Origin of the sequence: Spirulina sp. CCNP1310, assembly GCF_034932185.1 — a bacterium.
Lineage (GTDB): Bacteria > Cyanobacteriota > Cyanobacteriia > Cyanobacteriales > Spirulinaceae > Spirulina.
In genome coordinates this window covers 1-25,076 of sequence record NZ_JAYGHW010000067.1, presented here as the reverse complement: position 1 = coordinate 25,076, position 25,076 = coordinate 1, and the positions used below count along the sequence as shown (strand labels likewise).

Genomic DNA, 25,076 nt, shown 5'->3' with positions numbered 1-25,076 from the left:
CAGGAACGGGTGTGGGGGCGAATGGGCGAATGGCGTGGGGCGAAAAATTTTTGTGCCTCCGGTAGGCTTACGCCAACGCCCCTACCAGAGGAATTGCCGATCCCCACTTCCCACTCCCCAAAAGCCATAAAATGAAAACCAGTCCCATTTAACCCCTAGGAGCAAACACCGTGGAATCCCGCTATCAAGCCGCTGCGATTGAGTCAAAATGGCAACAGTTTTGGGCTGACCAGGGGTTAGACCGCACTGGGGAGGATCGGCAAAAACCAAAGTTTTACGCCCTTTCGATGTTTCCCTATCCTTCAGGGAGTCTCCACATGGGCCATGTGCGCAACTATGTGATTACCGATGTGATTGCCCGACAAAAACGGATGCAAGGTTATCGGGTTTTGCACCCCATGGGCTGGGATGCCTTTGGGCTACCGGCGGAAAATGCCGCCATCGATCGCGGTATTCCTCCCGCTACTTGGACGCTGCAAAATATTGCCCAAATGCGGGAGCAGTTGAAAGAATTGGGCCTCTCCATTGATTGGGATCGGGAAGTCACCACCTGCGCCCCGGATTACTACCGCTGGACGCAATGGCTGTTTTTACAATTCCTCGATGCGGGCCTGGCCTACCAAAGAGAGGCGGCGGTGAATTGGGATCCCATTGATCAGACGGTGCTGGCTAATGAGCAGGTGGATAGTGAGGGAAAATCCTGGCGATCGGGGGCGAAGGTGGAGCGTAAGTTATTGCGCCAATGGTTTTTAAAAATTACCGACTATGCCGAAGCCCTGTTACAGGATTTGGATCAGCTCACCGGCTGGCCGGAGCGGGTGAAGTTGATGCAGGAAAATTGGATCGGCAAATCCGTGGGGGCCTATTTAGAGTTTCCCGTTGTCGGGCTGGATCAAAAAATTGCTGTGTTTACGACGCGCCCTGATACGGTCTACGGCGTGACTTATTTGGTTTTAGCCCCCGAACACCCTTTAACGGTTGAAGTAACGAGGGGCGATCGCACCCCTGCCGTGAACCAATTCGTTACCGAAATCGCCCAAACCAGCGAGCAGGATCGCACCGCTGAAGATAAACCCAAACGGGGCATTCCCACCGGGGGCATGGCGATTAATCCCTTTACCGGGGAAGAAGTGCCGATCTGGATTGCGGATTATGTGTTGTATGAATATGGCACGGGGGCAGTGATGGGGGTTCCCGCCCATGATCAGCGGGATTTTGCCTTTGCTACCCAAAATAATTTAGCGATTAAAACGGTGATTATTCCCGCCGATGGGGATGCCGCTGCGGTTCTTGAGCAGGCCTATACCGAGCCGGGGCTGATGGTTAATTCTGGCTCCTTTGATGGCACGGATTCGGTAACAGGAAAAACGAAAATTATTGAATATGCTGAGGCTCAAGGCTATGGTAAGGCCCGGATTCAATACCGCTTGCGGGATTGGCTGATTTCCCGGCAACGCTATTGGGGCTGTCCGATTCCGGTGATCCATTGCCCCAGTTGTGGGACGGTTCCGGTTCCCGATGCTGATTTGCCGGTGAAGTTGCCGGAACAGGTGGCGTTTTCCGGTCGTGGCCCTTCCCCTTTGGCGAAAATGGCGGATTGGGTGAATGTGCCTTGCCCCAGTTGTGGGGAACCGGCGAAACGGGAAACCGACACGATGGACACATTTATTGATTCCTCTTGGTATTTCCTCCGCTATACTGATGCGTTGAATGATCAGGCGGTGTTCACGCCGGAGGCGGCGCAAAATTGGCTGGCGGTGGATCAGTATGTGGGGGGGATTGAACACGCGATTTTACACCTCCTTTATTCCCGCTTCTTTACAAAGGTGTTGCGCGATCGCAACCTGATCACCATTAATGAACCCTTTCAACGCCTCCTCACTCAGGGGATGGTGCAGGCCCTCACCTATAAAAATCCAATCACGGGGAAATATATCCCCGCCGATCAGGTGGATAGCAACAACCCCCAAGACCCGGAAACCGGGGAACCCTTGGAGGCGTTCTATGAAAAAATGTCGAAGTCGAAATACAACGGCGTAGATCCCAAGGCGGTGCTGGGGAAATATGGCGCAGATACGGCCCGGATGTTCATCCTCTTTAAAGCACCTCCAGAGAAGGATCTGGAATGGGATGATGCGGATGTGGAGGGGCAATTCCGGTTTTTAAATCGGGTGTGGCGATTGGTGCAGGCTTATCAAGGGGTGACTCCCTCGGTAGTGGGGGAATTGAGCAAGGGGGAGAAGGAGTTACGGCGGGCCATTCATGGGGCGATCGCCGCCATCTCCGAAGACCTCGCAGGAGATTATCAATTTAATACCGCTGTTTCAGAATTAATGAAACTGAGCAACGCCCTCAGCGATACCCATCATCTCACCTCTTCCGTTTATCAAGAGGGGATTCATACCCTGCTGATCCTTTTAGCACCCTTTGCCCCCCATTTAGCGGAAGAACTGTGGCACGAGTTGGGACAAACCGGCTCGATCCATCAACAGCCTTGGCCCGTTGCCGATCCTGATGCTTTGATGGTGGATGAAATCCCCCTCGTGGTGCAGGTGATGGGCAAAAAGCGGGATCTGATCCAAGTTCCCACCAATGCCACCAAAGCAGAATTAGAGGCTTACGCCCGCAGTTCTACCAAAATCCAACCCTACCTAGAGGGTCAGGTGGTGAAAAAGGTGATCGTCGTCCCCGGTAAATTGGTGAATTTCGTCGTCGCCCCTGGGTCTTAATGTGGGGGCAAAATGTGCGTGTGGGGGCGAAAAATTTTTCGCCCCTACAGGCTTACACCAACGCCCCTACAGGGTCACAACAAAAAACCCCCCTTTTTAAGGGGGGCAGGGGGGATCTAGCGTAGGGTGGGCATTGCCCACCCTACCAGGTGTTTAGGGGGGATCTAGTCGTAAATGCCGTTATTGAGGCGATCGTCTCCTTCCGTGAAGACATCCACCGCATCCAACACCGTAAACGCATCTAAATTGGCTTGGAGGCGTTCCTTTTGGGTTTCCGACAGTCCTGGAATGTTCAAAACATCTTTGACATTCTTGTAAGGCGCATTGCTGACGATTTTTTGCGCCAACACCGGATAGAAACCGCGCAACTTGCGGAATGCCCGAACATTGGTATTATTCAGGTCAATTTTCGCCCCAAACTCCGTTTGTAGCATCACATCCGCATTATTGCGATAGGTGGATTCTGCGGCTTGGCTCGGTTGAGCACCCCAGAAAAACACACCCATCACCAGCACTATCACCAATAGCCCATTGATTAATCGTTTCATAAAAATCTCCTTGTGGAAACCCCCACCTCGCACCGCAGGTGGGGGAGGAAACAATCGTCAGGCAGCGGGGTTCAATACCCCACTGACTGACAATCTTTACGGACAACTGACCAAAATGCCCGTGGCGCGATAAAGTAGCTCAACCCTCGTAGCACTGAACTGGTCAATGCGCTTCCAGTTGAATGGAAGATAATTCCAAAACTACAGGTCTCTTAAGCCAGTTAGCACGGTGTTTCTGGGCTGACCCCACTCCCTGAGATTCCAGGGCCTTACAAATAATCCGATTTAGAGAAGCAACCGGAAGTGTTGCCGTACTAACCTGAGTGGCCTATTCGCAGCTACGACCGGGTTATCTCCGGTCACTCCCCCACCTCGGCAGATGCCCGGTGGGGGTCATTGAAAAAATCTCCTCAGCAAGGAGAAATTGAAGAATGACCGCAGGCATTCTCTTTATATCCATTTGATATCCACCCATCTTAGCCTAGAAGGGGTCGCTCCACAGTCTTCTTGAGCAGAGTTCTAAGCCAGGGATTTTGCTAGACTAAGCGAGACGCTGCTGATCACCCATGTCAATTCATCTCCTATGTCTCCAAGCACTCTCTTGATCACGAAAGAACTCCCCAGCCTTGACTATCACCTCGCTACCCCTGCCCGGTTTGATGGTACTTGGGAGGCTCCCCTCTCCACACTCCTCGGTTTAGGCCGGGCAGCGGGGGCTGATTTTGTCGAATTTTTCCTAGAACGGGTCAACTACATCAGTTGCTTGGCAGAAGACGATCGCATCACCAGCATTTCCCCCAGCCTCACCACAGGGGCGGGGATTCGCGTCTTTTTAGGTAAGGGGGATTGTTACGTTAGCACTAACGATCTATCTTTCAATGGCTTAAAAACGGCCCTCGAAAAAGCCCTGTCCATCCTCGGCCTCCATCTGCCCGGCCCCAATGCCTTCGTCCCGGAAATTTATCTGGAAATGTTGCGGGACTATGCGACGGCCAAGGATAAAGAACTGTGGTTGCCGGAATGTAGCTCGATTCAAGAAATGGGGGATATTCTCCTGGCCACCACCGACAGCCTGGAGAAAAAAACCAGCCATCTCCAAGCACGGCGGGCGGCATTTTTCCGGGATTGGCAGGAAGTGCTGGTGGCGGCCAGTGATGGCACGTTTGCGCGGGATATTCGCCTCACCCAATCGGTCTCTTGCAATGTGCTTTGTGCCGATGGGGAACACCGCACCTCGAACGGTTTGCGGGATGGGGACACCAGTGATCCTGATTTCCTCCGCAATTGGAATTATCAAAAGGCGGCCGCCCAAATCGCCGAAAGTGCAGGGCAGATGCTCTATGCCGATTATGTGGAGTCGGGGACGTACCCGATTGTGATGGCGAATCATTTTGGCGGTGTGATTTTCCATGAGGCCTGTGGCCATTTGTTGGAAACGACGCAAATTGAGCGCAAAACTACGCCGTTCTTAGACAAGAAGGGGGAAAAGATTGCCCATGAGAATCTGACGGCTTGGGATGAGGGGCGATCGGAGGATGCCTTTGGGACGTTGGATATGGATGATGAGGGGATGCCGACGCAGCGGACGCTGTTGATTGAGAATGGGATTTTGAAGAATTTCCTGAGCGATCGCGCCGGCCAAATGCGGACGGGCCACCCCCGCACGGGCAGCGGCCGCCGTCAAAGCTACAACTACGCCGCCGCTTCCCGGATGCGCAATACCTACATTGCGCCGGGGGATTACAGTTTGGATGCCATTTTTGCCTCCATTGATCACGGTATTTATTGCAAGAAGATGGGGGGCGGCAGTGTGGGGCCGACGGGTGAGTTTAATTTCGGTGTGGATGAGGCCTACCTAATTGAGAAGGGGAAAGTGACGAAGCCGCTGAAGGGGGCGATCCTGATCGGTGAGGCGAAGGACATCATGCACAAGATTTCAATGTGTTCTGAGGATCTGAGTCTTGCGCCCGGTTTCTGTGGTTCAGTCAGTGGCAGCATCTACGTCACCGTGGGTCAACCCCATATTAAGGTGGATTCCATCACCGTCGGCGGTCGCTAACCCCCCGCAGGGTGGGCATTGCCCACCTACCCCTCAGGATCAACAACTATGGCTACTCCTCTCACCGCATCCCCCAGCCTCTCCCTCTCGGACTTCCTCGCTCAACCGGAAACCAAGCCTGCTACTGAATATGTTGCCGGCCATCTCTATCCCAAACCGATGCCAAAAGGAAAACACAGTGTTTTGCAAGGGTGGCTGATTGCTTGGCTCAATCAACGGGGAATTCCCACCCAAACCTATTTGGCCTTTCCAGAGTTGCGCTGTACTTTGGGCGATATTGCTCCGCAAGGGCAAGCCCAACGCTCCCTTGTTCCAGATATTAGTGTATTTGGATGGGAGCGGTTGCCCCGTGATGGGGCGGGAGAAATTGCCAATGATTTTGCGATCGCCCCTGATTGGGCGATTGAAATTTTATCCCCCGCCCAAAGTCCCAGTCGGGTGATTGATAACCTACTCTTTTGTCTCAATTACGGGACAAAGCTGGGCTGGTTACTCGATCCGAGCGAGAAAATCCTGATCAGTTTTCAGCCAAACCAACAGCCACAAACTTGGAGTAATGCGGCCATTGTGCCTACTCTGTTTATGGCAGATCAAAACCTCAGTGTTGAGGAAATTTTTGCCTGTTTAAACCCGTTTGCTCCCTAAATTTATCTAACTTCAAAACCATGGTACAAACACAAAAACTCGCCCAATACACCCAAGAAATTGCCCAAAAATTGGGGATTCATAAATATGATGTTTATGGTGCCAATACCGATGGCATTAGCGTCCAGGTTGATCAAGGCGAACCCAAACAGGTGAAAGCCTCCAACCGCTCCAGCGTCATCGTTCGCGTTTGGAACGATCAAGGCACGATGGGCGTAACCAGCACTACGAATGTTGATCCCGTTGGCATTGAATTGGCCCTCAAAACGGCTCAGGAAGCTAGCACATTTGGTGTCAAAGACCATATCCCCGACTTCAGCCCCGAAGCCACCGCTCCCCTTCCTGCTGTTAATACTGCCAAGGCCCAACCTGCCCCGGTCACTGACCTGATCTCTGCCCTGGTTGATGCGGAAAAGCAACTGCTAGCGGCCCATCCTGCCATCCATAGTGTTCCCTATAACGGCCTGTCTCAACAGGAAATTGAGCGGTTTTATCTCAATAGTAGCGGGGCGGTACGGTCTGAAGAACGCACCTATGCTTCAGTTTATCTTTATAGCAAGACGGAACAGGAGGGGAAAAAGCCCCGCAGTGCGGGGAGTTTTCGCATGAGTGCGGGGTTGGAAAGTTTGGCGATCGCCCACTGCATCCAAGAAGCCAGCGCCAAAACCATCAGCCATCTCAATTATCAAAAAATTCCCTCCGGGAAATACCGCGTTGTTTTTTCCGGGGAAGCATTCCTGAGCCTTTTAGGGGCCTTTTCTAACCTCTTTAATGCCCAAAGTGTTTTAGATAACCAAAGTTTATCTACCCCGGAATCCATCGGCCAGGCGATCGCCTCTCCTCTCCTTTCCCTCGTTGATGATGCCCTCCACCCCGAAAATGTGGGGGCAGAAACCTTCGATGGCGAAGGCACACCTACCCGCGCCGTTCCCCTGATTACCGATGGCGTGTTAACCAGCTTTATCCACAGTGCCGGAACCGCCAAACGCCTTAACGCCCAACCCACGGGCCACGCCAACATCGGCGCAAAAGTCAGCGTCAGCCCCCACTTTTACCACGTCCTCCCCGGTAAAACCGTCGATCCCCAATACGATCTGGCCACGGCGGAAAATGTTCTGCTCATTGATGACCTCAGCGCCCTCCATGCGGGGGTGAGTGCGCTCCAGGGTTCGTTTTCACTGCCCTTTGATGGTTGGTTGGTGAATAAAGGGGAGAAGGTCAGCGTCGATGCAGCAACGATTGCCGGGGATTTCCGGGAACTGCTCAAGGCGATCGCCTATATCGAAACCACCCCAGAACTCACCCCTGGGGGGATTTGCCCCCGCGTTTGGGTGGATGATGTTTCGGTGACGGGGGAATAAGCCAACGGACGGCGCAACGGTTGCCCCCTCCCAAACGTTGCTATACCCCATCCCCTAGGGGGTGGGGTCGTTTAAACCTGCAACCATTGGGCCACACCACCGGGGAGGGGCAATAAAATGACCACCAACAGCGTTAAGGCCGCCAACCCTAACAGATCTCGGCCTTGGTTGAGTTCCGTCACATCATTGAGGGCCGGCTCATCCATGTTGGGCATAAAGAGCAGGAAAATGGCCCAAATAATAAACTCAGAGCGCACAAACCCCAAAATCAACATTAATAACCGGGCAATCTGACCAATGCCCATGGCCATGCGTTGGCCAAACATGGCATGGACAATATGCCCCCCATCCAATTGGCCGACGGGCATTAAATTTAAAGCGGTGATGATGATGCCTAAATAGCCCGCAACGGCGATGGGATGGAGTTGAATCGCCATATCTGCACCAAATTCAGACCCTAGGGTGACTTTACTCAGCACCGCCATCAAGAAGGAAAAGCGGGGGTCAAGGGATTTGAAGTTTAATAAGCTGGAGGTTTCCTCAAGGGGGACGGGGGTGGAAAGGTGTAGCCCCCAGATTAACAACGGCAGGGCGAGGAGAAAGCCGCCAATGGGCCCCGCAAAGGCAATGTCAAAGAGGGCGCGACGGTGGGGCATGGGCGATCGCGTTTGGATAAAGGCCCCAAAGGTTCCCAGCAAGAAGGGCATCGGGATGAAATAGGGGAGCGTCGTCCGGACTTGGTAATAGAGGGAGGCTCCATAGTGGCTAAATTCATGCACCCCTAAAATGAGCAAGAGGGGCAAGCTATAGCTCAACCCCTGAAGCAAGAGGATGGGTTCTGTTTGAACTTGCTTTAGGGCGATGCCCGCAAACTCAATGCCGATGACCGTTGTGGTGAAGAGGGTAATCAGAAATAAAGCGCTGGCCCAGAGGGGACGGTGGAGGGGTTCTTGATGGCGTTCGGTTTGGGTTTTGTTCCAGGGGTTGGGAACGAGGGCGAAAAAAGGCTTGTTCGGTTGGCCTTCTTGGAAAATGAGCAGGAAGCGATCGCCAAATTTTGATTCGACATTTTCCCGCACCTTCTCATAGGCCACCTCTGGATTAGTGGTCAACCGCCCCCGACAGAGGATCGCTTGGGGGCGATAGTCCACCGCTTGGAGGTAATAAATCCCCCATGGGAAGCAATTGCGTAAGCTTTTTTCCTCCTCAGCGGTGAGGGGGTTGGGGTTCGTGGGTTTCTGGTTGGAGTCGGGTTCAGTTAGAGCGATCGCTGCCTTCGGCTCCACGGAAGTTTTCCGCCCCCGTTGGATCAACCACCAGTAAAGTATCGTACAAACAATAAACGGCAGCAGCGCTACCACCAACGGCAGGGGTTGATCATCCCCCATAATCACCAACCACAGGGACAAAAATACCGGAGGGGCCATCAGTGTCGCCCAGAGCAACCAAATCGGCGTATCCGTCAACTGTGCCACGGTACGCTTCACGATAAGGTAACTAATAATGCCCAAGAAAATGAGCAGGAGTATTTCTACGATTTCCATACAGTCTAATTTCTACCCTTGCTATGCAACTCTCGTCGAACCCAATGCCGAATCATCCCATCCATTTGCCTCAGTCCATTCTACCGGGAATTTTCAGCCTACCGGGCCATCGTGAGGGCAGTCTTGCCTACCTTATTGTAGAAAAAGGTGGCCAGAATATTTTGATTGATTGTCCGCTGTGGACGGAGGAGTTACAGGCTTGGCTGCAAGAACAGGGGGGTGTGGGGACGTTGTGGATTAGCCATCGGGATGCCATTGGCCCAAAATTGGGCAAAATTCAAGACCAATTCCGTTGTGCGATCGCCATTCAAGAGCAGGAGGCCTATCTGATTCCGGGACGCTCACTCACCCCTTTTCAAGATCAATATTTCCTCACCCCCGATATCCGCGCCCTGTGGACTCCGGGCTATTCCCCTGGCTCCAGTTGTCTCTATGTGGAACAGCAGGGGGGAATTTTATTCACAGGCCGCCATTTGCTCCCCATCGCACCGGGTCAAATCGGGCCAATACGGCAGGAGAAAACATTCCATTGGGGGCGACAGTTGGCGAGCGTGGCGAAGTTATGCTCTAGCCTCGCCCATAAACCCCTAGCCTATCTTTGTCCGGGGGCCAACCGTCGCTATCTAGGGGAATTGGGCCTGATTGCCGACCCTTGGCCGCAGTTGAAGGCGTTGGATTTGGAGGGGTTGAGAGCAGTAAAGGGTGAGGAGTAGGAAGTGGGAAGTATGGGCGTTGGCGTAAGCCTGCCGGAGGCACAAAAATCTTTCGCCCCCACGCCCATTAAGCTGCTCTCTCGTTACTTGGCTCTGCCAAGTAACGCCCCGGTGGAGGGCTTCTGCCTCCATTCAGCGGGCGGCAGAGCCGCCTAAAGTCCATGCCATGGCAGAGCCATGGCACGAGTTGATAATGGGTTAGTTGATGGGAACTGCAATACCCCCCCGATCCAGCGACGCACTCAAAGCGGTGAGAATCTGCACCAAAGTTGTAGCCGTGGCTCCACTGGCGGCGGGGTCGGGGGTTTGGGTGTGAATGGTGGTGAGGAAGCGATCGCACACCACGCCTAATGATTCCCCCGTAGCAACCGGAATTGCTTCTGTCGCTAAACCCAGGGGGGGAAAGTTGACGGCAGCATCCCCTACATAACCCCGTTGTAATGTGAGAGGGCGTTCCCCTTGTAACTCATCAAAAATCAGCGTTCCCCCACTGCCCACCAACGCCAGCCGCCGCTGTTTATCGGGGTTTGCCCAACAGAGATGAATTTGCACGATCACCCCTTGGGGATAGGTCAGCGTCGCCCAAACCAGATCCGGTAATCCCGGCTGAAGCCAGGTTTTGCCCAAGGCTTGGGCCGCAATGGGGGTCATGCCTAACCAATGGTTAAAAATGGCGATATCGTGGATCGCCAAATCCCAGAGGGCATCCACATCGGTACGGACGGGGCCGATATGGCTGCGGGTCGCGTAGCCATAGTGAAAATCCCCCAAGACCCCCGATTGAATCACCCCATGGCCCGCAGCAACGGCAGGATGGAACAGGTAGGTGTGATCCACAAAAAGCTGTACGCCCCGATTTTGGGCGGCTTGGGTGAGGGTGGCACATTCCGCAGGATCGAGGGTGAGGGGTTTTTCGGCAAGGACATGGTAGCCTTGGGCGATCGCCCCCTTAATTAATTCAAAATGAGTCGAGGCCGGCGTAGCAATCACCACCGCATCGAGGGAGAGATGGCGCGGTAGCGTTTCCCAAGTTTCAGCTAAAACGACGGTGGGGGGTAGGTTGAGGGTGGATTGAAGGGTGGTGAGGCGATCGCCATGGGGATCCACCACCGCCACCAAATTTGCCCCCGGATGCTGGGCAAAATGACGCACAAAATGGCGACCCCACCGGCCCGCCCCCAAAACAGCGATGGCAATTTTTCGCGCAGTCATAGAGCAATCCTCAATGATTTCTACTACCCCCCTCTCCCAACTGTGGGAGAGGGGCCGGGGGTGAGGGCTTAAACCTTGAGTAATTCCCCATCCCCACAACTGCGATCGAGGGATTCTGTGAAACTATACTTGGGTTGCCAATTTAAGACCGTTTTCGCCCGTTGGTTCGTATAACGTAGGGGCTTAAAACGACCATGGAGTTTAGCCGGAACCACAATTCCCGGCATTTTTGCCCCCCCCTTCAGGAAAGTTTGATTAATCCACCAACCAAAACCGGCAATGGATTTCATCACCACCCAAGGACAATAGTACAACTTGGGCGCGGGGTGGCGTTTCTTTAATTCCTGAGTGTATTTGCCCTGAGTAGGAAGATGATCATCAACAATATTCAGGGTTTGACCAATAGCCGCCTCCGATTCCGCCGTGATGATCATTGCCTCAGCGCAATTTTCCACATAACTTAAGGGCAACGTTCCCCGCGTGCCAATCTGCAACAATACCGAGCCAAATTCTGCCCCTAACAGCGCGTGCCAAAGGTATTCCCGACCGTAGATCATCCCCGGCCGCAGAATCGTCACCTTGCCCCCCTCCTCTTCAAACTCTCGATACAGTTGCTCTTGAATCAGCTTCGTTTGGGAATATTCATCGCGGTTCACGACCCGTTCTGCTGTCACCAAAGGCGAATCTTCATCTAACAAACTATGGGCGCGTTTTTGCTGATATTCATACACCGAAAAGGTACTAATGGCGATTAATCGGGATACTGCCGCCGTTTTCATGGCGGCTAATAAACTTTCCGTGGCCATCACCGTCCCCGCAAACTGATCATAAAAATCCCCCGACTTCACCGCCGCCAAATGAATCACCCCATCCACACCCGCTAAAGCTGCGGTCAGTTCCGCCTGTTGGCGCAGATCAATGCGTACCAATTCTAAACAATCATGATCATGCCAGGGAATGCGGGTGACATCGGTTTGGGGTCGGACAACAGCTTTAATCTCATGGCCCCGCCGTAACCCTTCGGCAACAACATATTTGCCCACAAAACCCGATGCGCCAGTAATTAATAATTTCATCCTTGGTTCTCCTCCGCCACAAGGGCATCAATTAAACGGCTGGTGCGCTCCATCTCTTCGTAGGAGATGGGCAGGTCTGTCCCCTGAACAAGGGCGGTATAGGTGCGATCTAGTAAAACCTTGAGGCCCTCGTAGGGGGTGCGCTGCATAATTTTATTGCGAAAGTTGCGGACACTGGCTTTCATTAAATCCACACCATTCACCCAATGGTTAATTAACGGCGATAACTGTTTGCCGCCTCTGGGATAAACCGCACGGATATAGGGTTGAAACAGGTCGGTTTCGGCGTAACCTTCGGTACCCCGTACCTTAAAGCTGAAGGTTTCCGGCATGGTGTAACAGCTAAACCGGAAATGAGCATGAACGCCGCCGCCGATCACCAAGGCATCCAGGTCATCGTATTTGAAGAGGTCGCCGCCGCCGTGGTTGCTCCAGGTGGCGCGGATGTGGTCGAAGCTGGGGAGGTAGGGGAGGGCGAGGTAGATGAGATGGGTGATCAGGTCGTGGATTACGCCAGCGGGCATTTTGTGGATCGGGCTGGGGAGGTTTTCATCGGCAAAACGTCCGCCGGCCCGCAACGCCAGGGACATCCGCACTTCTACTTCTTTAATTTCCCCCAATTTCCCCTGGCTGATTAAATCCTGGATGGCGAGGATGGGGGTGTTAAATCGGTAGTTTTGGTCTTCGATCAGGTGGCGATCGCACTCCTGGGCCAAAGCCCAAAGTTCTTCAAAATCCTGATGATTGGCAGCAATGGGTTTTTCACAGATCACATGAGCGCCCGCTTTGAGGCATTCGGTGGCGATGAATTTATGGCTTTGGGGGGGGGTGAGGATATGGACGACATCGGGTTTAGCTGCCGTGAGCATTTGCCGAAAGTCCGTATAGGCGGCGGTGGCTCCGTAGCGTTGGGCGGCATAGCGGGCCGCAGCACGGGAGAGGTCGCAAACCCCCACCAGTTCGGCATGGGGACAGGTGGCGAGGAAACTGAGATGTTCTTTAGAAATGACCCCAGTTCCGATCACCCCTGCTTTGAGCGGGGTTGTCATGGTCGATTGGCTCCACAATTCAGGGATGGCATTTTTCCGATACCGGCATTGTCTCTCACTTTCCGCTTGGATTTTGCCGTTGGGGTGGAAAACGTGAAAAAATCCAGTTTCCCTTTCCAAACTCCCACACCCTTGCTATAATAAGAACAATTGTCCTGCTTGTCTTCATCGCTCAACCCCTCCCTCTCTAAAAACCATGACTCAAACGATTACAAAATCTATCTCCTTTGATCAATTCGTTGATTGGTATCCAGAGAACGCCACTTGTAAATATGAATTACACAACGGAGCCATTGTTGAAATGCCACTAGCAACGGGTCAGCACTCTAACATTGTCGGGTTTATTATTGGCGAACTTCACTTTGAAATGCGACGGCTTAAATTAGCCTACTCGATTCCTGGGGATTGCTTAATTAAATTTTCAGAAGATGAATCGGGTTATTTACCGGATATTATTGTTCTGGATCGAGAGCAGTTGGCCAATGAAACCCGTTGGCAAAAAGAATCTGTGATTAGTTCAGGGCAATCGGTGCGTTTAGTGGTGGAAGTGGTGAGTACTAATTGGCAGAACGATTATTTAAGGAAAGCCGGGGATTATGAATTGCTGGGGATTCCTGAATATTGGATTGTCGATCATGGTGGCTTAGGGGGACGGCGTTTCATTGGTGATCTGAAAGCCCCGACAATTTCTGTTTATCAAATGATTAACGGTGAGTATGAAGAAAAGCAATTTCGCGGTGATGAAGTGATTGAATCCTTAGCCTTTCCTGAATTAAAGTTAACCGCAGCCCAAATTTTTCAAGCCTAGATCTACGGGGCGAAAAATTTTCACCCCTACACAATGGTGGAAAGGTTTTTCGCCCCTCTCGTTTTTTAGCCGAGATTGAGGGGATCAAAATTGAAACTCATATTCACTGTGCGGGGACAGAGATCCCGCAGTGGGGAAAAGTCCGGTAACGGATGGGTTTTGGGTGGAAACTTCAACAAAATATGCCAATGAAAATAGCGATTCACCCGCATGACGGGGGCGGGGGCGGGGCCTAACAGAATGGCACTGGGGGGAAGGAGCGATCGCCCCTTGATCGCCATCAATTCCGCCGTCCGTTGCACGACTGCTAAATTAGACCCCGTGAGCCGTAGCAATACCAAGCGGCGGTTGGGGGGGTAGCCGTGGTTTTGGCGTTCCGCTAATGTTGTCGCTGCAAACCTTGGATAATCATAGGCTTGTACCGCTTGAACGACGGGATGATCGGGGCTATAGGTTTGCAAAATCACCCTTCCCGGTTCTGCCCCGCGACCGGCCCGCCCCGCTACTTGGGTGAGCAGTTGGAAGGCCTGCTCACTGGCCCGGTAATCCGCCCGATGGAGCAGGCCATCAGCGGCCAAGATGCCCACCAGCGTTACTTCGGCAATATCTAACCCTTTGGTGAGCATTTGCGTCCCCACCAATAGATCCGCCTCTCCCTGTTCAAACTGATTTAAAAGGTTGCGGTGAGCGCCTTTGCTGGTGGTGGTATCGCTATCGAACCGGATCGCCCGCAGTTCTGGAAATTGTTGGGCTAATTGCTCCATGACCCGCTGTGTACCACTACCAAAATTCTTTAAAAAGGGGGAACCGCAGGCCGGACATTGGGGGGGCTGGGCTTGGCGATGGTTGCAATAGTGGCAAATGAGATGGGGAAATTCGCCGCTGTGGTGGTAGGAGAGGGAAACGTCACAACGGGGGCAAAGGATGACTTCACCACAACTGCGGCAGGAGACGAAGGTGCTGTAGCCTCGACGGGGGATAAAGAGGATGCCTTGTTTTTTTTGGGGTTTGAGGGTCTGGAGGGCTTGGGCGAGGCTGTGGCTAAAGATGGAGCGGTTGCCAGCTTGGAGTTCGCGGCGCATATCAATGATTTCGATGGGGGGGAGGGGGCGCTGCTCAATGCGGTGGGGGAGGGGTAAGTAGTCGATTTTGCCGGTTTGGGTTGCTTGCCATGTGGTTAAATCGGGGGTGGCGGAACCGAGGATCAGGGGGCAATTTTCGAGTTCGGCCCGCCATTGGGCGACGGTGCGGGCGTGGTAGGTGGGTTGGCGTTCTTCTTCTTTAAAGCTGCTGTCGTGTTCTTCGTCGAGGATGATCATCCCCAAGTTACGCAGGGGGGCAAAGACGGCGGAGCGTGTGCCGATGAGGATTTGGGCTTGGGGGTTGAGCATGACTCGCCAGGTGTCGTAGCGTTCCCCTTCGGAGAGTTGGCTGTGGTAGACATAGACGCGATCGCCAAACCGCGCCCGAAACCGATCCATGAGTTGGGGGGTGAGGCCAATTTCGGGGACGAGGACGAGGGCGGAACGACCGGCGGCTACACAGGGGGCGATCGCCTGCAAATACACTTCGGTTTTCCCCGATCCCGTTACCCCATGGAGGAGGATCACCCGAAACCCCGGTTCCGCTTGAATGGCTGCCAAGGCCGCCGCCTGTCCCGGATTGAGGGTTTTGGGTTGATCGGGGGCGATCGCTCCTCCTTGAGCCAGTCGCAACACCTCACGGGTTTCAATGCCGACATAGCCCAGATCTTCGAGCTTTTTGATTGTGATCTTATTGGTGCGCAAGGCCTGACGGCAATCGGTTAACCAAGTTTCCCCTCCAATATATTGAAGTTCACGGATAATCTCCTGTTGACGCTGGGTGAGTTTCTCAAGATTGCCCGCTTGAATGAGATTAATAATTTCATCCTTCTTGGGGCGAATATAGCGGGGGGGTTGCAGATAGCTTTCGACCCAACCCTGAGCGATTAAATACGCGATACCTATTGCCGCATTAGTAATCTTTTGGTGAATGTATTTGGCGGTGTAGTCTCCTTTAGGACTTTTTCGGAGGAGGTCAAGGACAGATTGGGCGATGGGAGGGAGGGAGGCTTCAGGGAGATCGGGGGCTTCAACTTCGGAGGGACAGGGAGATTCAGTTTCAGAGGGATCAGCTTCGGAAGGACAGGGATCTTTAGGGGAGAGGCAATCAGGAATGAGACGGATGCGCCGCTGGGATTTACCCAAGAGGCCGGGGGGGAAAGCGGTACGGATCACCAACATTAGGGGAGCATGATAATAATCTGCCACGCGATTGAGGAGTTCCCAGTATTGGGGGCTGATTAATCCAGTGGCGATGCGATCTCCCACCGGCTTTAACCGCTCCGCTTCAATATGGGTCGGAGCCATCGTTAAACCCTGCACGATAATCCCTGTCAACTGCCGCGTATTAAAGGGAACCTGCACCACATCCCCCACCTGAAGATCCAACTCCGGCGGCACGATATAGGTAAACAACTGTTGGAGATTGGGTTGATCCTGATCTGGAGAACGCTGATTTTTAGCCTCAGGACAATCCACCAACACATCAACCCAAGGAAAACGAGACATGAGCAACCATCCATAGCGAAACCCGGTTTCGAGATTGAGGGAAACCGGGTTTTAGCAAAATTTGCAACTTTGATCTTAAGGGATGGAGGGGCGAAAATTTTCGCGCTTTTTCGCCCCTCTGGTTTTAGGGGATTAGAGCAATTCCCCCTCGATGAATTGGCGCGATTGGGCCATTTGGGTTAACACCGTGGCAATTTCTGCCGGACTGAACCCCGCCAACTCCAACACCTGTTGCCAATCCGCAGCGGTGGCCATGGGATCATCTTGGTAGGCTTGGGCTAAGGCAGCGATCGCATCATACCAAACAAAATTTTGGAACAACACCGTTCCCTTGCGGTGAGGGGTCAAGCTGGCCAAATAATTGGGAATCGGCCCCGCCGTCGGTTCAACATTTTGCCAATTGACCTGCCCCGGATCAATTTGGCGAATATAGCCCTCCACCTGCCCCGTAATGGCATCGGTATTGTCATAAACCAACACCACCCAGCGATAATCCTGATTCGTTTGCATCAGCGATCGCTGGGCTTGGGGATGGTTATTGTGGGGAATCGACGGGGGCAGACTCAAATTCATTATGCCGCCGTTTTGCCCCACTTCCCACTCCTGAGCATAGACAAACTTACGGGTGGGGCCACTCCCCAGACGGCCGGGGGTCACTTCTTCCAACTCCAGACGGACAATGCGATCGGTTTTTGCCGTGGGCAGATAGACCAAAATCTGCGGATTGCCCGCAATGGTCACGCCAAACTGATTGTATTTTGGCACAAGGGCCATTAAAGATAACCCTTCCATGGGCGCATTCTCAGGGCCACGGGTTCCCCCCACATCGCTGCGATTCGGCGTGGTATCGACATTGGGCTTAAACCCGGCAGATTGCCATTGGTCGAGGCTGGGTAAATTCTGGGCGATCGCCCCTCCGCTGGTAAATATCCCAGGGGTTAGCGATGTCATGATGGTAGCCGCTGCCACCAATGTAACCCACCGCAGGCGACGGGAGGAAAGTCGAAAATCCATAACCAAATCCCTCAACAGTGAAAGGTTTAAGTAAAACATATGATCTAATCAAGCAATGCTCAGAATTTTGAGTCACCTGCACCCTGAAATACTTCTGTTGTAACTAAATCCAGAGGCTAACGTCCACGGAAAGTTCAGTTTAAGCAGTAGACAGGGCGATGTTTCTGCTAAGTTTGGGGGTTGTAGCCACTAAACCCATAGCGGCCCGTTTCCGTTTCCTCACGCCAACTGAGCATGATTCCAGATTCCTCCTGGGCCCAACCTGCCCCCCCGATCCGCACCATCTACCCCTATGCTGCGGCAGCGATCCACGGCATTACCTTTTATCAAGGGATGCTCTATGCCCTCGATGCCACCACCGGCTATCTCTCGGCCATAGACCCGGAAACCCACAACACCCGCATCCTTAACCCCCACACTTGGCAGGATTTTGTGGGGGCAACGGGGTTGGCGATCGCCCAAGATACCCTATGGTTCACCAGAGGCGAAGATCTTTATTTTTGTTCCCTAGAGGAAACTGATCACCTCCGTCCCCATCGGTTTTTCAGCCTCTACTACCCCCTCAATGGCGTTGCCGTTGCTGGCGGCACGATCTACGTCACCTGTCAGCGCACCGGCCATATCCTCATCTTCAGCCGCGAAACCCGCCGAGAAATTACCCGCTTCTATGCCCCCGGCATTGGTGTGGAAAATATCACCATTCGGGGTGAGGAACTCTGGCTCACCGATGATATTGAGCAGAGTGTGTATTGCTTGGATCGGGCCACAGGGGAAATGCTGTTTAACGTCCTCACCCCCTTTGAATCCCCCACGGGCCTCGCCTTTGAGGGGGATACCCTGTTTGTGGCCTATGCCCAAAATGAACCCTATCTACGGGATAACCCCAACGCCAACCCCAACTACGAACTGCAATACCGCGATCGCACGTTCATTCACCCCCTCTACTGCGCCTACTACCCCGATCAAAAATACGCCCTCTCCAACGGCTATCTGGTGGAAATGAGCTATGTGGAAGAGCTTTCCCCCCTCGATACCGTCGATGTCCATGATTTGGAATGGCGCATGGCGTTGCCCGCTGAGACCCCGCGCCAAAAGATTCGCAATATTGAGGCGATCGGCCTCCCCTTTGAAGAGCGGGAGGTAGAAGGGGAAAGGGTTGCGGTGTTTAAGTTTGATCAGCTTAAATCAAAGGATCGGTATATTTTCGGCTGGAAGGCCACCCTAGAGGTGTGGGGGATTAAATACCAATTTGGCCCCCAAGATGGGGAAAAAGTGCCGGAATTGCCGCCGGAATTTGGCGATCGCTACCTTGTCGATAACGACAACCTAGCCATGGATCAAGAAATCATCCAACGGGCTGCCCAAGATGCCGCCGGCCGGGAAACGAACCTGTTGCGAAAAATGTACAGCATCCGCAACTACGTCTACGATCACCTCTCCTACGGCATCAAGCCCCACATTGACACCCCCGACGTGGCCCTAGCGCGGGGCGTAGGTTCCTGTGGGGAATATCTAGGGGTTTTACTCGCCCTCGCCCGTTTAAATGGCATCGCCTGCCGTACTGTAGGCCGCTATAAATGTCCCCCCCATGCGCGGGAGCGGGGCCACCTCCTCGAACCAGATTTTAACCATGTGTGGATGGAATTCTATCTCCCCGGCTATGGTTGGCTCCCGATGGAATCCAACCCCGATGATGTCACCGAAGGCGGCCCCTATCCCACCCGGTTCTTTATGGGCTTGGCTTGGTATCATGCGGAGATGGCCAAGGGTATTCCCTTTGAAAAGCTCTACATTAACAATGTGTTAGTCACCAAAGAACAATTATCCATTGGCGATCTGGCCATTAACCATGTGCGCTTCCGTATTTTGGCAGAATTACAGCCCCCACAGCCTGAGAGCAAATCCGCTTAATCCGTTGATATCGGGGCGAAAAATCTTTGTGCCTCCGGCAAGCTTACGCCAACGCCCCCACGCCCATCGATAAAGTAGGGGCGCAATGCTTGCGCCCTCTTCGGTTCGTTTGTAGAGAATCCGTTAGTGGGTGGGGAGATAGCCTAGCTCTTGGAGTTTGGTCATCACCTTATGGATGCTTGCTTCGAGATCTTCGAGATCGGTGCGGCATTCAATTTCCGGGTTAAGGGGGGCTTCGTAGGGGTCATCAATGCCGGTGAATTGCTTGATTTCGCCGGCCCGGGCCTTTTTGTATAACCCTTTAACATCCCGCGATTCACACACATCTAAAGGCGCATTAACAAACACCTCGACAAAATCCCCAATCCGCTCCCGCACCGTTTCCCTTGCCTCTCGGTAGGGGGAAATGGCGGAGACAATCACAATCACGCCATTGCGGGTTAAGAGGTGGGAGACAAAGCCAATGCGACGAATATTTTCGTCCCGGTCTTCTTTGCTGAAGCCTAACCCCTTGGTGAGGTTGGTGCGGACAATATCCCCATCGAGGACTTCGAGTTGATAGCCTTGGGCTTGTAGTCGTTCTGCCACAGCCTGGCTGATCGTCGTTTTGCCTGCACCACTCAGGCCCGTAAACCAAACGGTAACTCCGCGTTGCGCCATGAAAATCCTTAACCTCTTAAATTCGCACCCTATATCTTATCGGATTGCTTGGCCTAATCCGGAAGAAGGGGGAAATTATTGGGGAAGCGGGGAGTGGGGAGTAGATATGTAGGGGCGAAAAATTTTTCGCCCCCAAATTTTTCGCCCCTACATCAACCTTGCTCCCTTCTCTTTTCTCTCTCCTTCATCCAAAGGATTAACGGTTGAAATAATCATAGGCAAGGCGGGAAATTTGGTGAATTAAGGCTTGGGCTTTGGGATCGTTCTGGGGACGCTCGACAATAACGGCGATGATATACCTTGCTCCTTTGGGGGTATCCACGAGACCCACATCGGCGAGGACTTTACCCAGGGTTCCGGTTTTATGGGCAATGACGGCCCCAGTCCCTAAGCCTTGGGGCAGGAGTTGGCGGTTATTCACCTCAGTGAGGGTGCGGAGAATGCGATCGCGCGATCGCATCGAAATAAACTGACCCTGCTCCACCCCAATCAAGATATTGGTGAGATCGACGGGGCTGGTGGTGTTTGTGCCGGGGATATCCGGGAGCCAGTTATTCACTGTGGTATGGGTTAAGCCAAGGCGCTGAAATTGACTGTTGATGGCGGCTTTCCCCCCCAACCGCTCAATAATCATATTTGTCCCCGTATTATCACTGATGGTGATCATCCGGGTCGCCGTTTCCAGGGCGGAAAATTGGGTTCCCACCGGGCTAAACTGCATATTGCCCGCTTCCGGGGCCCTTAGCTCGGCGGTCATCGTCAACAATTCATCGAGATCAACGCGCCCTTGATCCACCTGTTGGTAAAACATGGCCAGGATGGGCAGCTTAATCGTACTGGCGGCGATAAAGGATTCTTCCCCCCGGACATTGACATAATTGCCTTTGTCTAAATCGAGGATAAACACCCCCACCCGGCCTTGGGGATAGGTGGCGATCGCCCCATTAATCTGCGTTTGCAGCGGTTCAATCGGGGCTTTAATCGGGAAGTTAACCGCCATTTTGAGGGAATCAACGGTAAAACCCATCTGGGCAGTTTGGGTTTCCAGCTTCACCGCAGTTGATTCTGGTTTGGCAGAACTGATCATGAGAATACCCACAAACAACCCCACGCCCACACCACCGGCAATCATCGCCAACAGTGTGAGGGGCCAAGGCCATTGTGAGGGCTGTTTCTGCTCCAGAGGTTCCGGGTTTTGGGGCCTCTGGGTAACAACGACAGCAGAATTTGAGGCAATGGAAGCACGAATTTCAGCAGCCGTGGGACGGGAACGCGGCGGTTTGCCAGACTGAGGGGAGACGAAATTTCGCCTTGCCCCACGACTGGAACGGGGCTGGGGTTGATAAGTCATGATGCACAAAAAAACCCTGAATGGTGTATCAATTACGGCTGACAGTCAACGTTGACCTGCCCAACCACTGTAACTTTACGCCATTTATCTTAGACCGATTAGGAAGGATAAACAATCTGCACATCTGGATTTTTTACAGAAAATTGACTCAATTTTGAGTACTAAAAGAGAGGGTGCTTCTGCCTCAGCCAATCAGCGAGGTTTAAGGGGTTAGCGCCAGCCGTTAATAAACCCGGTATGTGAGCCAATGCTCAGGCTGGCCTTGTTTTTCCTCTGAGGGAAGAATTTCTGGCTTGAGCCAACGCCAAGTTTTTCCTTCCCGTTGACGCTGTAAATAAATATCAAAAGAATTGCGATTTTGATCTAAGGTTTGGTCGGGCAATTCCAAGCTTAAATCATAATGACCCTGGAGGTGATAGGTCGGCAATTTGGCTAGGTACAGACTTTCTAATTGGTCTACTTTGATATGGCGAATGGTGAGGTCAGGGATGGCGGCTTGGAGTTGGGCGCTGAGGGCGGTTTGACTCTGTTGCACTTGGAGGACGATCGCCTTGCGGATAATTTCCTGGGTCGGGGCGAGGCTAATGGAGGGCTGACCGCCGCTACAACTGGTGAGCAGGAGGCAAAGGGCGATCCCGATCAAGGTTTTTACCCAAGCCCAGGGTTTTTGCTGATGTGGATGCGATCGCGCCTCTACCATGGTTTGTTTGTGTTTAGCGATGGCTATCGGAGAGATCCCCCCTGCCCCCCTTAATAAGGGGGGTTCCGGAATTTAACCCCTGGTTAAGGGGGGCGGCGTAGCCGGGGGGATCGCGATCCGAATTCTTAAAGCCTAGTCTATCGCCTATTTTAAAGAACGATCGCCTCTCCCTGTTGGGTAAATTCCACTGTTTGGATCTGCCAAGTGGCATGATGGGTTAGGGTTTGGCGGAGACTGCCAAAGAGGGCGAACTGTTGACAAGCCGATAAAGTTTGCAGCGGGCGGCTGTTGGGGGGAGTGCGGAGATCGATGGTGGCGGTGTGGGTTTGGGGATTAAGGGCGACGCGATAACCGGCGATCGCATAGTCGGCGGTATTGAAATGATCGATAACGATGGCGATCGCCCCCTCCATATCCGTTTGCGCCGCTTCTACCTGCGTTGGTACAAGGGTTTCACAGTTGGCATCGGGCAAATAAACCTCCAGGGTGGCCATTGTGGTTGTCGGCATTACCGGAGCGGGAGCCTGGGTTTCTAATTGGGGGGGCTGTTGGCAAGCGGTTAACCCGAAAAGGGACAAGGCCAAGGTCAAGGCGAAAAATCTAGGAACTTTAGCAGACATGGCGCACCTCAAGAATGACAACCGAAAAGTCCATACTTTCCGGGGTAGATGCTGATCTATTCAGGTCTGAGGCAGGGGAGATCCGGATTAATTCCCAAGGGAAGGGGCAAAAAATAGTGTAGGGTAGCCTTGCTCCTTTTGTTGGTGATCATGCCTGCGACCTCGGTTTGGACCCGCCGCCATCTCCTGGCCTTGGCGGACTTTACCCCCCTTGAATATGATGCGGTACTCACAACCGCCGTCAGCTTCCAAGCTGTTCTGGCCGGACGGACGAAAAAAGTCCCCGCCCTTCAGGGGCAGGTGGTGGCCAATCTCTTTTTTGAAGCATCCACCCGCACCCGCAGTAGTTTTGAACTGGCCGCGAAACGCCTTTCCGCCGATAGCCTCAACTTTGCTCCCGGTAGCTCCTCCCTCACGAAAGGAGAAACGATCCTCGATACCGCCAAAACCTATTGGGCGATGGGGGCAAATATTTTGGTGATTCGCCATCAACAGGCGGGCGTACCGGGGGCGATCGCCGCTGAAATGGATCGCCTTAGCAGTGGTGTGCGCGTCCTCAATGCGGGCGATGGTCAGCACGAACACCCGACTCAGGGCTTACTGGATCTCTTCACCCTCTGCACCAGTATTGATCCCCAAAATCCCCGGTTAGAACTGTTGGCGGGGAAAAAAATTGTGATTGTGGGGGATATTCTCCATTCCCGCGTTGCCCGGTCTAATCTGTGGAGCCTCACTGCCGCCGGAGCGGATCTCCATTTAGTCGGCCCCCCCACATTGTTACCCCCCCAATTCGCCCAACTGGCCCCCGTCCATCTCCATTGGGATCTAGGGCCCGCCCTTGAGGGGGCAGATTTTGTAATGACGCTGCGGCTCCAAAAGGAACGGATGAGTGATAACCTCCTGCCCAGCCTGCGGGAATACCATCAACGCTATGGGATCACCCGCGATCGCCTCCAGGTTTGTGGCCCCACCGTTAAGGTTTTGCATCCCGGCCCGGTGAATCGTGGGGTGGAACTGAGTTCCGACCTCATGGACGATCCCCGATTGAGTTTAATTCCCCAGCAAGTCACCAGCGGCGTAGCGGTGCGTATGGCCCTCCTCTACTTTTTGGGTGGAGAGCAACCTGTTTAACAGTTTTTCAGGGTGATTCTCCCCTAGAATCGGGTCAATACTCGTTTATTTGTTTCACAGCGGCAACGCCATGCAACTTCAGCGCACCACTTGGTTTTTATTACTCGCAGCTATTATTTTGGGGGGTGTGGTGTACGTGGTGGAAGGAGTGATCCCCCAGCGACAAGCCCAAGAACAACGGGAGCGATCGCAAATTTTCGCCGATCTGGAATTGGCAGATCTGCGCCGCTTTGAGATCAAAACCGCCCAGGATCGGCTCGTGATCCGCCAAACTGAAGATCAGCAAGCCCCCTGGCAAATGACCCAGCCCCAGCGGGTGACAGCAGAACGGGCTGTAGTGCAGTTTCTCACCAACCTCCTGCTCGAAGGTCGCTATGACCGCACCCGCAGCGTCAAGGCCGTCGAAACAACTCTGGCGGAATATGGCTTGGCGGCTCCCTTTGCAACCCTTCGGATCTATCGCCACAGCCAAACCCAGCCCCTTACCCTCTTTCTGGGCGATACCACCTTAGATGAGCGCTGGGTTTACGGAACCTTCACGGATCCGGAAAATGCCACCGATGGCGTTGAGGTGATGCTCTTACCCATTGAATTTAAATATGCGGTGGAGCGCCCATTGGGGGAATGGATTGCCGCCGAGGAACAGGACAATGTTGCTGATGATGCAGAATAGGCGGCTTGGCACGGAAATGGGGGGCGATCGCCCTATACATTAATTTTTGTAACGAAAAATATCAGATTCCTTCACAATTGGGCGCAGTTCGAGTAAATTAACTGATCAGTTCTTAATGAATTTTAATATTAATCCTCAACCTCCCTCACCAAAACCATGGCAAAGCAAGGCGCATTTTTCCTCGAACCCGATGACGCAAAAACCTTGGGCGATATCGATTACATGCGGACTCCCAACAAAGTTAAGCACAAATTTCCAAAAAGCAAAGCCAATGGCGGTGGCTTTGAAATCGTGAAGGAATTAAATTCCATGGAAGTAAAAAATGGTGAAGCTCCCGCTACCCCAGCCGCTTCCACCCCTGCCGAAGCCCCCGTGGCAACGCCGACCACACCCCGCCGTAAAGCCGGTGATAGTGCCATGGATATGTTCCGGCAGATGGCGAAAAGCATTAAACGTTAAACAGATCCAATCAGGCTGAACCCTCAGCCCTCAACCTTAACCCTAACGACGATGGGAGGCAATGCCTCCCTTTTTTTGTTGCCGTAGAATGCGGTTTGACTACTCCCCGCTCTAAAGAGACGGGGATTCCCTGGAGGGATTTCAGAACTTCCGACAAGTCGGACTCTTAGGCGAAGTCAAATACGCCTCTATAGGTTGCCCGAAGGCTTCCTTTTACTTATT

At 53.1% G+C, this 25,076-nt stretch carries 21 protein-coding genes; 10 read left to right on the top strand and 11 right to left on the bottom strand.

From position 1 onward, the window contains the following. Window positions 1–170 precede the first annotated feature (170 nt). A complete protein-coding gene (gene leuS / locus VB712_RS11995) occupies window positions 171–2,729 on the top strand; it encodes a leucine--tRNA ligase (RefSeq protein ID WP_323254967.1) in 2,559 nt (852 codons plus the stop codon). A gap of 164 nt (window positions 2,730–2,893) precedes the next feature. Here leuS and psbU read toward each other — a convergent pair whose 3' ends face one another. Next, on the bottom strand, window positions 2,894–3,277 hold the full coding sequence (psbU, locus tag VB712_RS11990; RefSeq protein ID WP_323254965.1) for a photosystem II complex extrinsic protein PsbU: 384 nt from the start codon (window positions 3,275–3,277) through the stop codon (window positions 2,894–2,896). A 583-nt stretch (window positions 3,278–3,860) separates the two neighbouring features. Here psbU and VB712_RS11985 point away from each other — a divergent pair. The 3 genes from VB712_RS11985 to VB712_RS11975 are packed head-to-tail and all read left to right on the top strand — an operon-like array spanning window position 3,861 to window position 7,342. Further along, a complete protein-coding gene (locus VB712_RS11985; protein ID WP_323254963.1) occupies window positions 3,861–5,336 on the top strand; it encodes a TldD/PmbA family protein in 1,476 nt (491 codons plus the stop codon). 48 nt (window positions 5,337–5,384) lie between these two features. Continuing rightward, entirely contained in the window at window positions 5,385–5,981 is a 597-nt protein-coding gene (locus VB712_RS11980; protein WP_323254961.1) for a Uma2 family endonuclease, read from the top strand. Between the two features lie 20 nt (window positions 5,982–6,001). Continuing rightward, window positions 6,002–7,342 (top strand): TldD/PmbA family protein, encoded by a 1,341-nt coding sequence (locus VB712_RS11975; RefSeq protein WP_323254959.1) that lies wholly within the window; start codon window positions 6,002–6,004, stop codon window positions 7,340–7,342. 71 nt (window positions 7,343–7,413) lie between these two features. On the opposite strand, the gene VB712_RS11970 is transcribed toward VB712_RS11975, so the two are convergent. Beyond that, window positions 7,414–8,886 (bottom strand): site-2 protease family protein, encoded by a 1,473-nt coding sequence (locus tag VB712_RS11970; protein ID WP_323254957.1) that lies wholly within the window; start codon window positions 8,884–8,886, stop codon window positions 7,414–7,416. Between the two features lie 44 nt (window positions 8,887–8,930). Here VB712_RS11970 and VB712_RS11965 point away from each other — a divergent pair, with 44 nt between their 5' ends. After that, window positions 8,931–9,599, top strand: a complete 669-nt coding sequence (locus VB712_RS11965; RefSeq protein WP_323254955.1) for an MBL fold metallo-hydrolase — start codon at window positions 8,931–8,933, stop codon at window positions 9,597–9,599. A gap of 198 nt (window positions 9,600–9,797) precedes the next feature. Here the strand turns inward: VB712_RS11965 and VB712_RS11960 are convergent, their stop codons facing one another. The 3 genes from VB712_RS11960 to VB712_RS11950 all read right to left on the bottom strand — a co-directional run bounded on the left by VB712_RS11960 (window position 9,798) and on the right by VB712_RS11950 (window position 12,936). Further along, on the bottom strand, window positions 9,798–10,811 hold the full coding sequence (locus VB712_RS11960; protein WP_323254953.1) for a Gfo/Idh/MocA family oxidoreductase: 1,014 nt from the start codon (window positions 10,809–10,811) through the stop codon (window positions 9,798–9,800). Window positions 10,812–10,879: 68 nt separating this feature from the next. Next, complete coding sequence (locus VB712_RS11955) at window positions 10,880–11,887, bottom strand: NAD(P)-dependent oxidoreductase (RefSeq protein WP_323254951.1); 1,008 nt, start codon at window positions 11,885–11,887, stop codon at window positions 10,880–10,882. Continuing rightward, the gene (locus VB712_RS11950) at window positions 11,884–12,936 is read right to left on the bottom strand and encodes a Gfo/Idh/MocA family oxidoreductase (RefSeq protein WP_323254949.1); all 1,053 of its coding nucleotides are present in this window, start codon (window positions 12,934–12,936) and stop codon (window positions 11,884–11,886) included. Before VB712_RS11950 ends, VB712_RS11955 begins: the two co-directional genes overlap by 4 nt. A 196-nt stretch (window positions 12,937–13,132) precedes the next feature. On the opposite strand from VB712_RS11950, the gene VB712_RS11945 reads away from it, so the two are divergent. Further along, complete coding sequence (locus VB712_RS11945; RefSeq protein WP_323254947.1) at window positions 13,133–13,744, top strand: Uma2 family endonuclease; 612 nt, start codon at window positions 13,133–13,135, stop codon at window positions 13,742–13,744. A gap of 65 nt (window positions 13,745–13,809) precedes the next feature. Here VB712_RS11945 and priA read toward each other — a convergent pair whose 3' ends face one another. Further along, complete coding sequence (gene priA, locus VB712_RS11940; RefSeq protein ID WP_323254944.1) at window positions 13,810–16,335, bottom strand: primosomal protein N'; 2,526 nt, start codon at window positions 16,333–16,335, stop codon at window positions 13,810–13,812. Between the two features lie 132 nt (window positions 16,336–16,467). Next, the gene (locus tag VB712_RS11935; protein ID WP_323254942.1) at window positions 16,468–17,349 is read right to left on the bottom strand and encodes a DUF928 domain-containing protein; all 882 of its coding nucleotides are present in this window, start codon (window positions 17,347–17,349) and stop codon (window positions 16,468–16,470) included. 234 nt (window positions 17,350–17,583) lie between these two features. Between VB712_RS11935 and VB712_RS11930 the strand changes: the two genes are divergently transcribed. Then, window positions 17,584–19,260 (top strand): transglutaminase domain-containing protein, encoded by a 1,677-nt coding sequence (locus VB712_RS11930; RefSeq protein ID WP_323254940.1) that lies wholly within the window; start codon window positions 17,584–17,586, stop codon window positions 19,258–19,260. A 123-nt stretch (window positions 19,261–19,383) separates the two neighbouring features. On the opposite strand, the gene cysC is transcribed toward VB712_RS11930, so the two are convergent. The 4 genes from cysC to VB712_RS11910 all read right to left on the bottom strand — a co-directional run bounded on the left by cysC (window position 19,384) and on the right by VB712_RS11910 (window position 22,591). Continuing rightward, a complete protein-coding gene (gene cysC / locus VB712_RS11925; protein WP_323254938.1) occupies window positions 19,384–19,920 on the bottom strand; it encodes an adenylyl-sulfate kinase in 537 nt (178 codons plus the stop codon). Between the two features lie 196 nt (window positions 19,921–20,116). Next, entirely contained in the window at window positions 20,117–21,271 is a 1,155-nt protein-coding gene (locus VB712_RS11920; RefSeq protein WP_323254936.1) for a serine hydrolase, read from the bottom strand. Between the two features lie 223 nt (window positions 21,272–21,494). Beyond that, a complete protein-coding gene (locus VB712_RS11915; RefSeq protein ID WP_323254934.1) occupies window positions 21,495–21,971 on the bottom strand; it encodes a hypothetical protein in 477 nt (158 codons plus the stop codon). 149 nt (window positions 21,972–22,120) lie between these two features. Continuing rightward, complete coding sequence (locus tag VB712_RS11910) at window positions 22,121–22,591, bottom strand: hypothetical protein (RefSeq protein ID WP_323254932.1); 471 nt, start codon at window positions 22,589–22,591, stop codon at window positions 22,121–22,123. Between the two features lie 150 nt (window positions 22,592–22,741). Between VB712_RS11910 and VB712_RS11905 the strand changes: the two genes are divergently transcribed. The 3 genes from VB712_RS11905 (at window position 22,742) to VB712_RS11895 (ending at window position 24,854) form a co-directional block, all read left to right on the top strand. Continuing rightward, window positions 22,742–23,722: an aspartate carbamoyltransferase catalytic subunit gene (locus VB712_RS11905; protein ID WP_323254930.1), complete on the top strand. Its 981-nt coding sequence runs from the start codon at window positions 22,742–22,744 to the stop codon at window positions 23,720–23,722. A gap of 70 nt (window positions 23,723–23,792) precedes the next feature. After that, the gene (locus VB712_RS11900; protein WP_323254928.1) at window positions 23,793–24,395 is read left to right on the top strand and encodes a hypothetical protein; all 603 of its coding nucleotides are present in this window, start codon (window positions 23,793–23,795) and stop codon (window positions 24,393–24,395) included. 156 nt (window positions 24,396–24,551) lie between these two features. Then, window positions 24,552–24,854, top strand: a complete 303-nt coding sequence (locus tag VB712_RS11895) for a hypothetical protein (RefSeq protein WP_323254926.1) — start codon at window positions 24,552–24,554, stop codon at window positions 24,852–24,854. The last annotated feature ends 222 nt before the right edge of the window (window positions 24,855–25,076 follow it).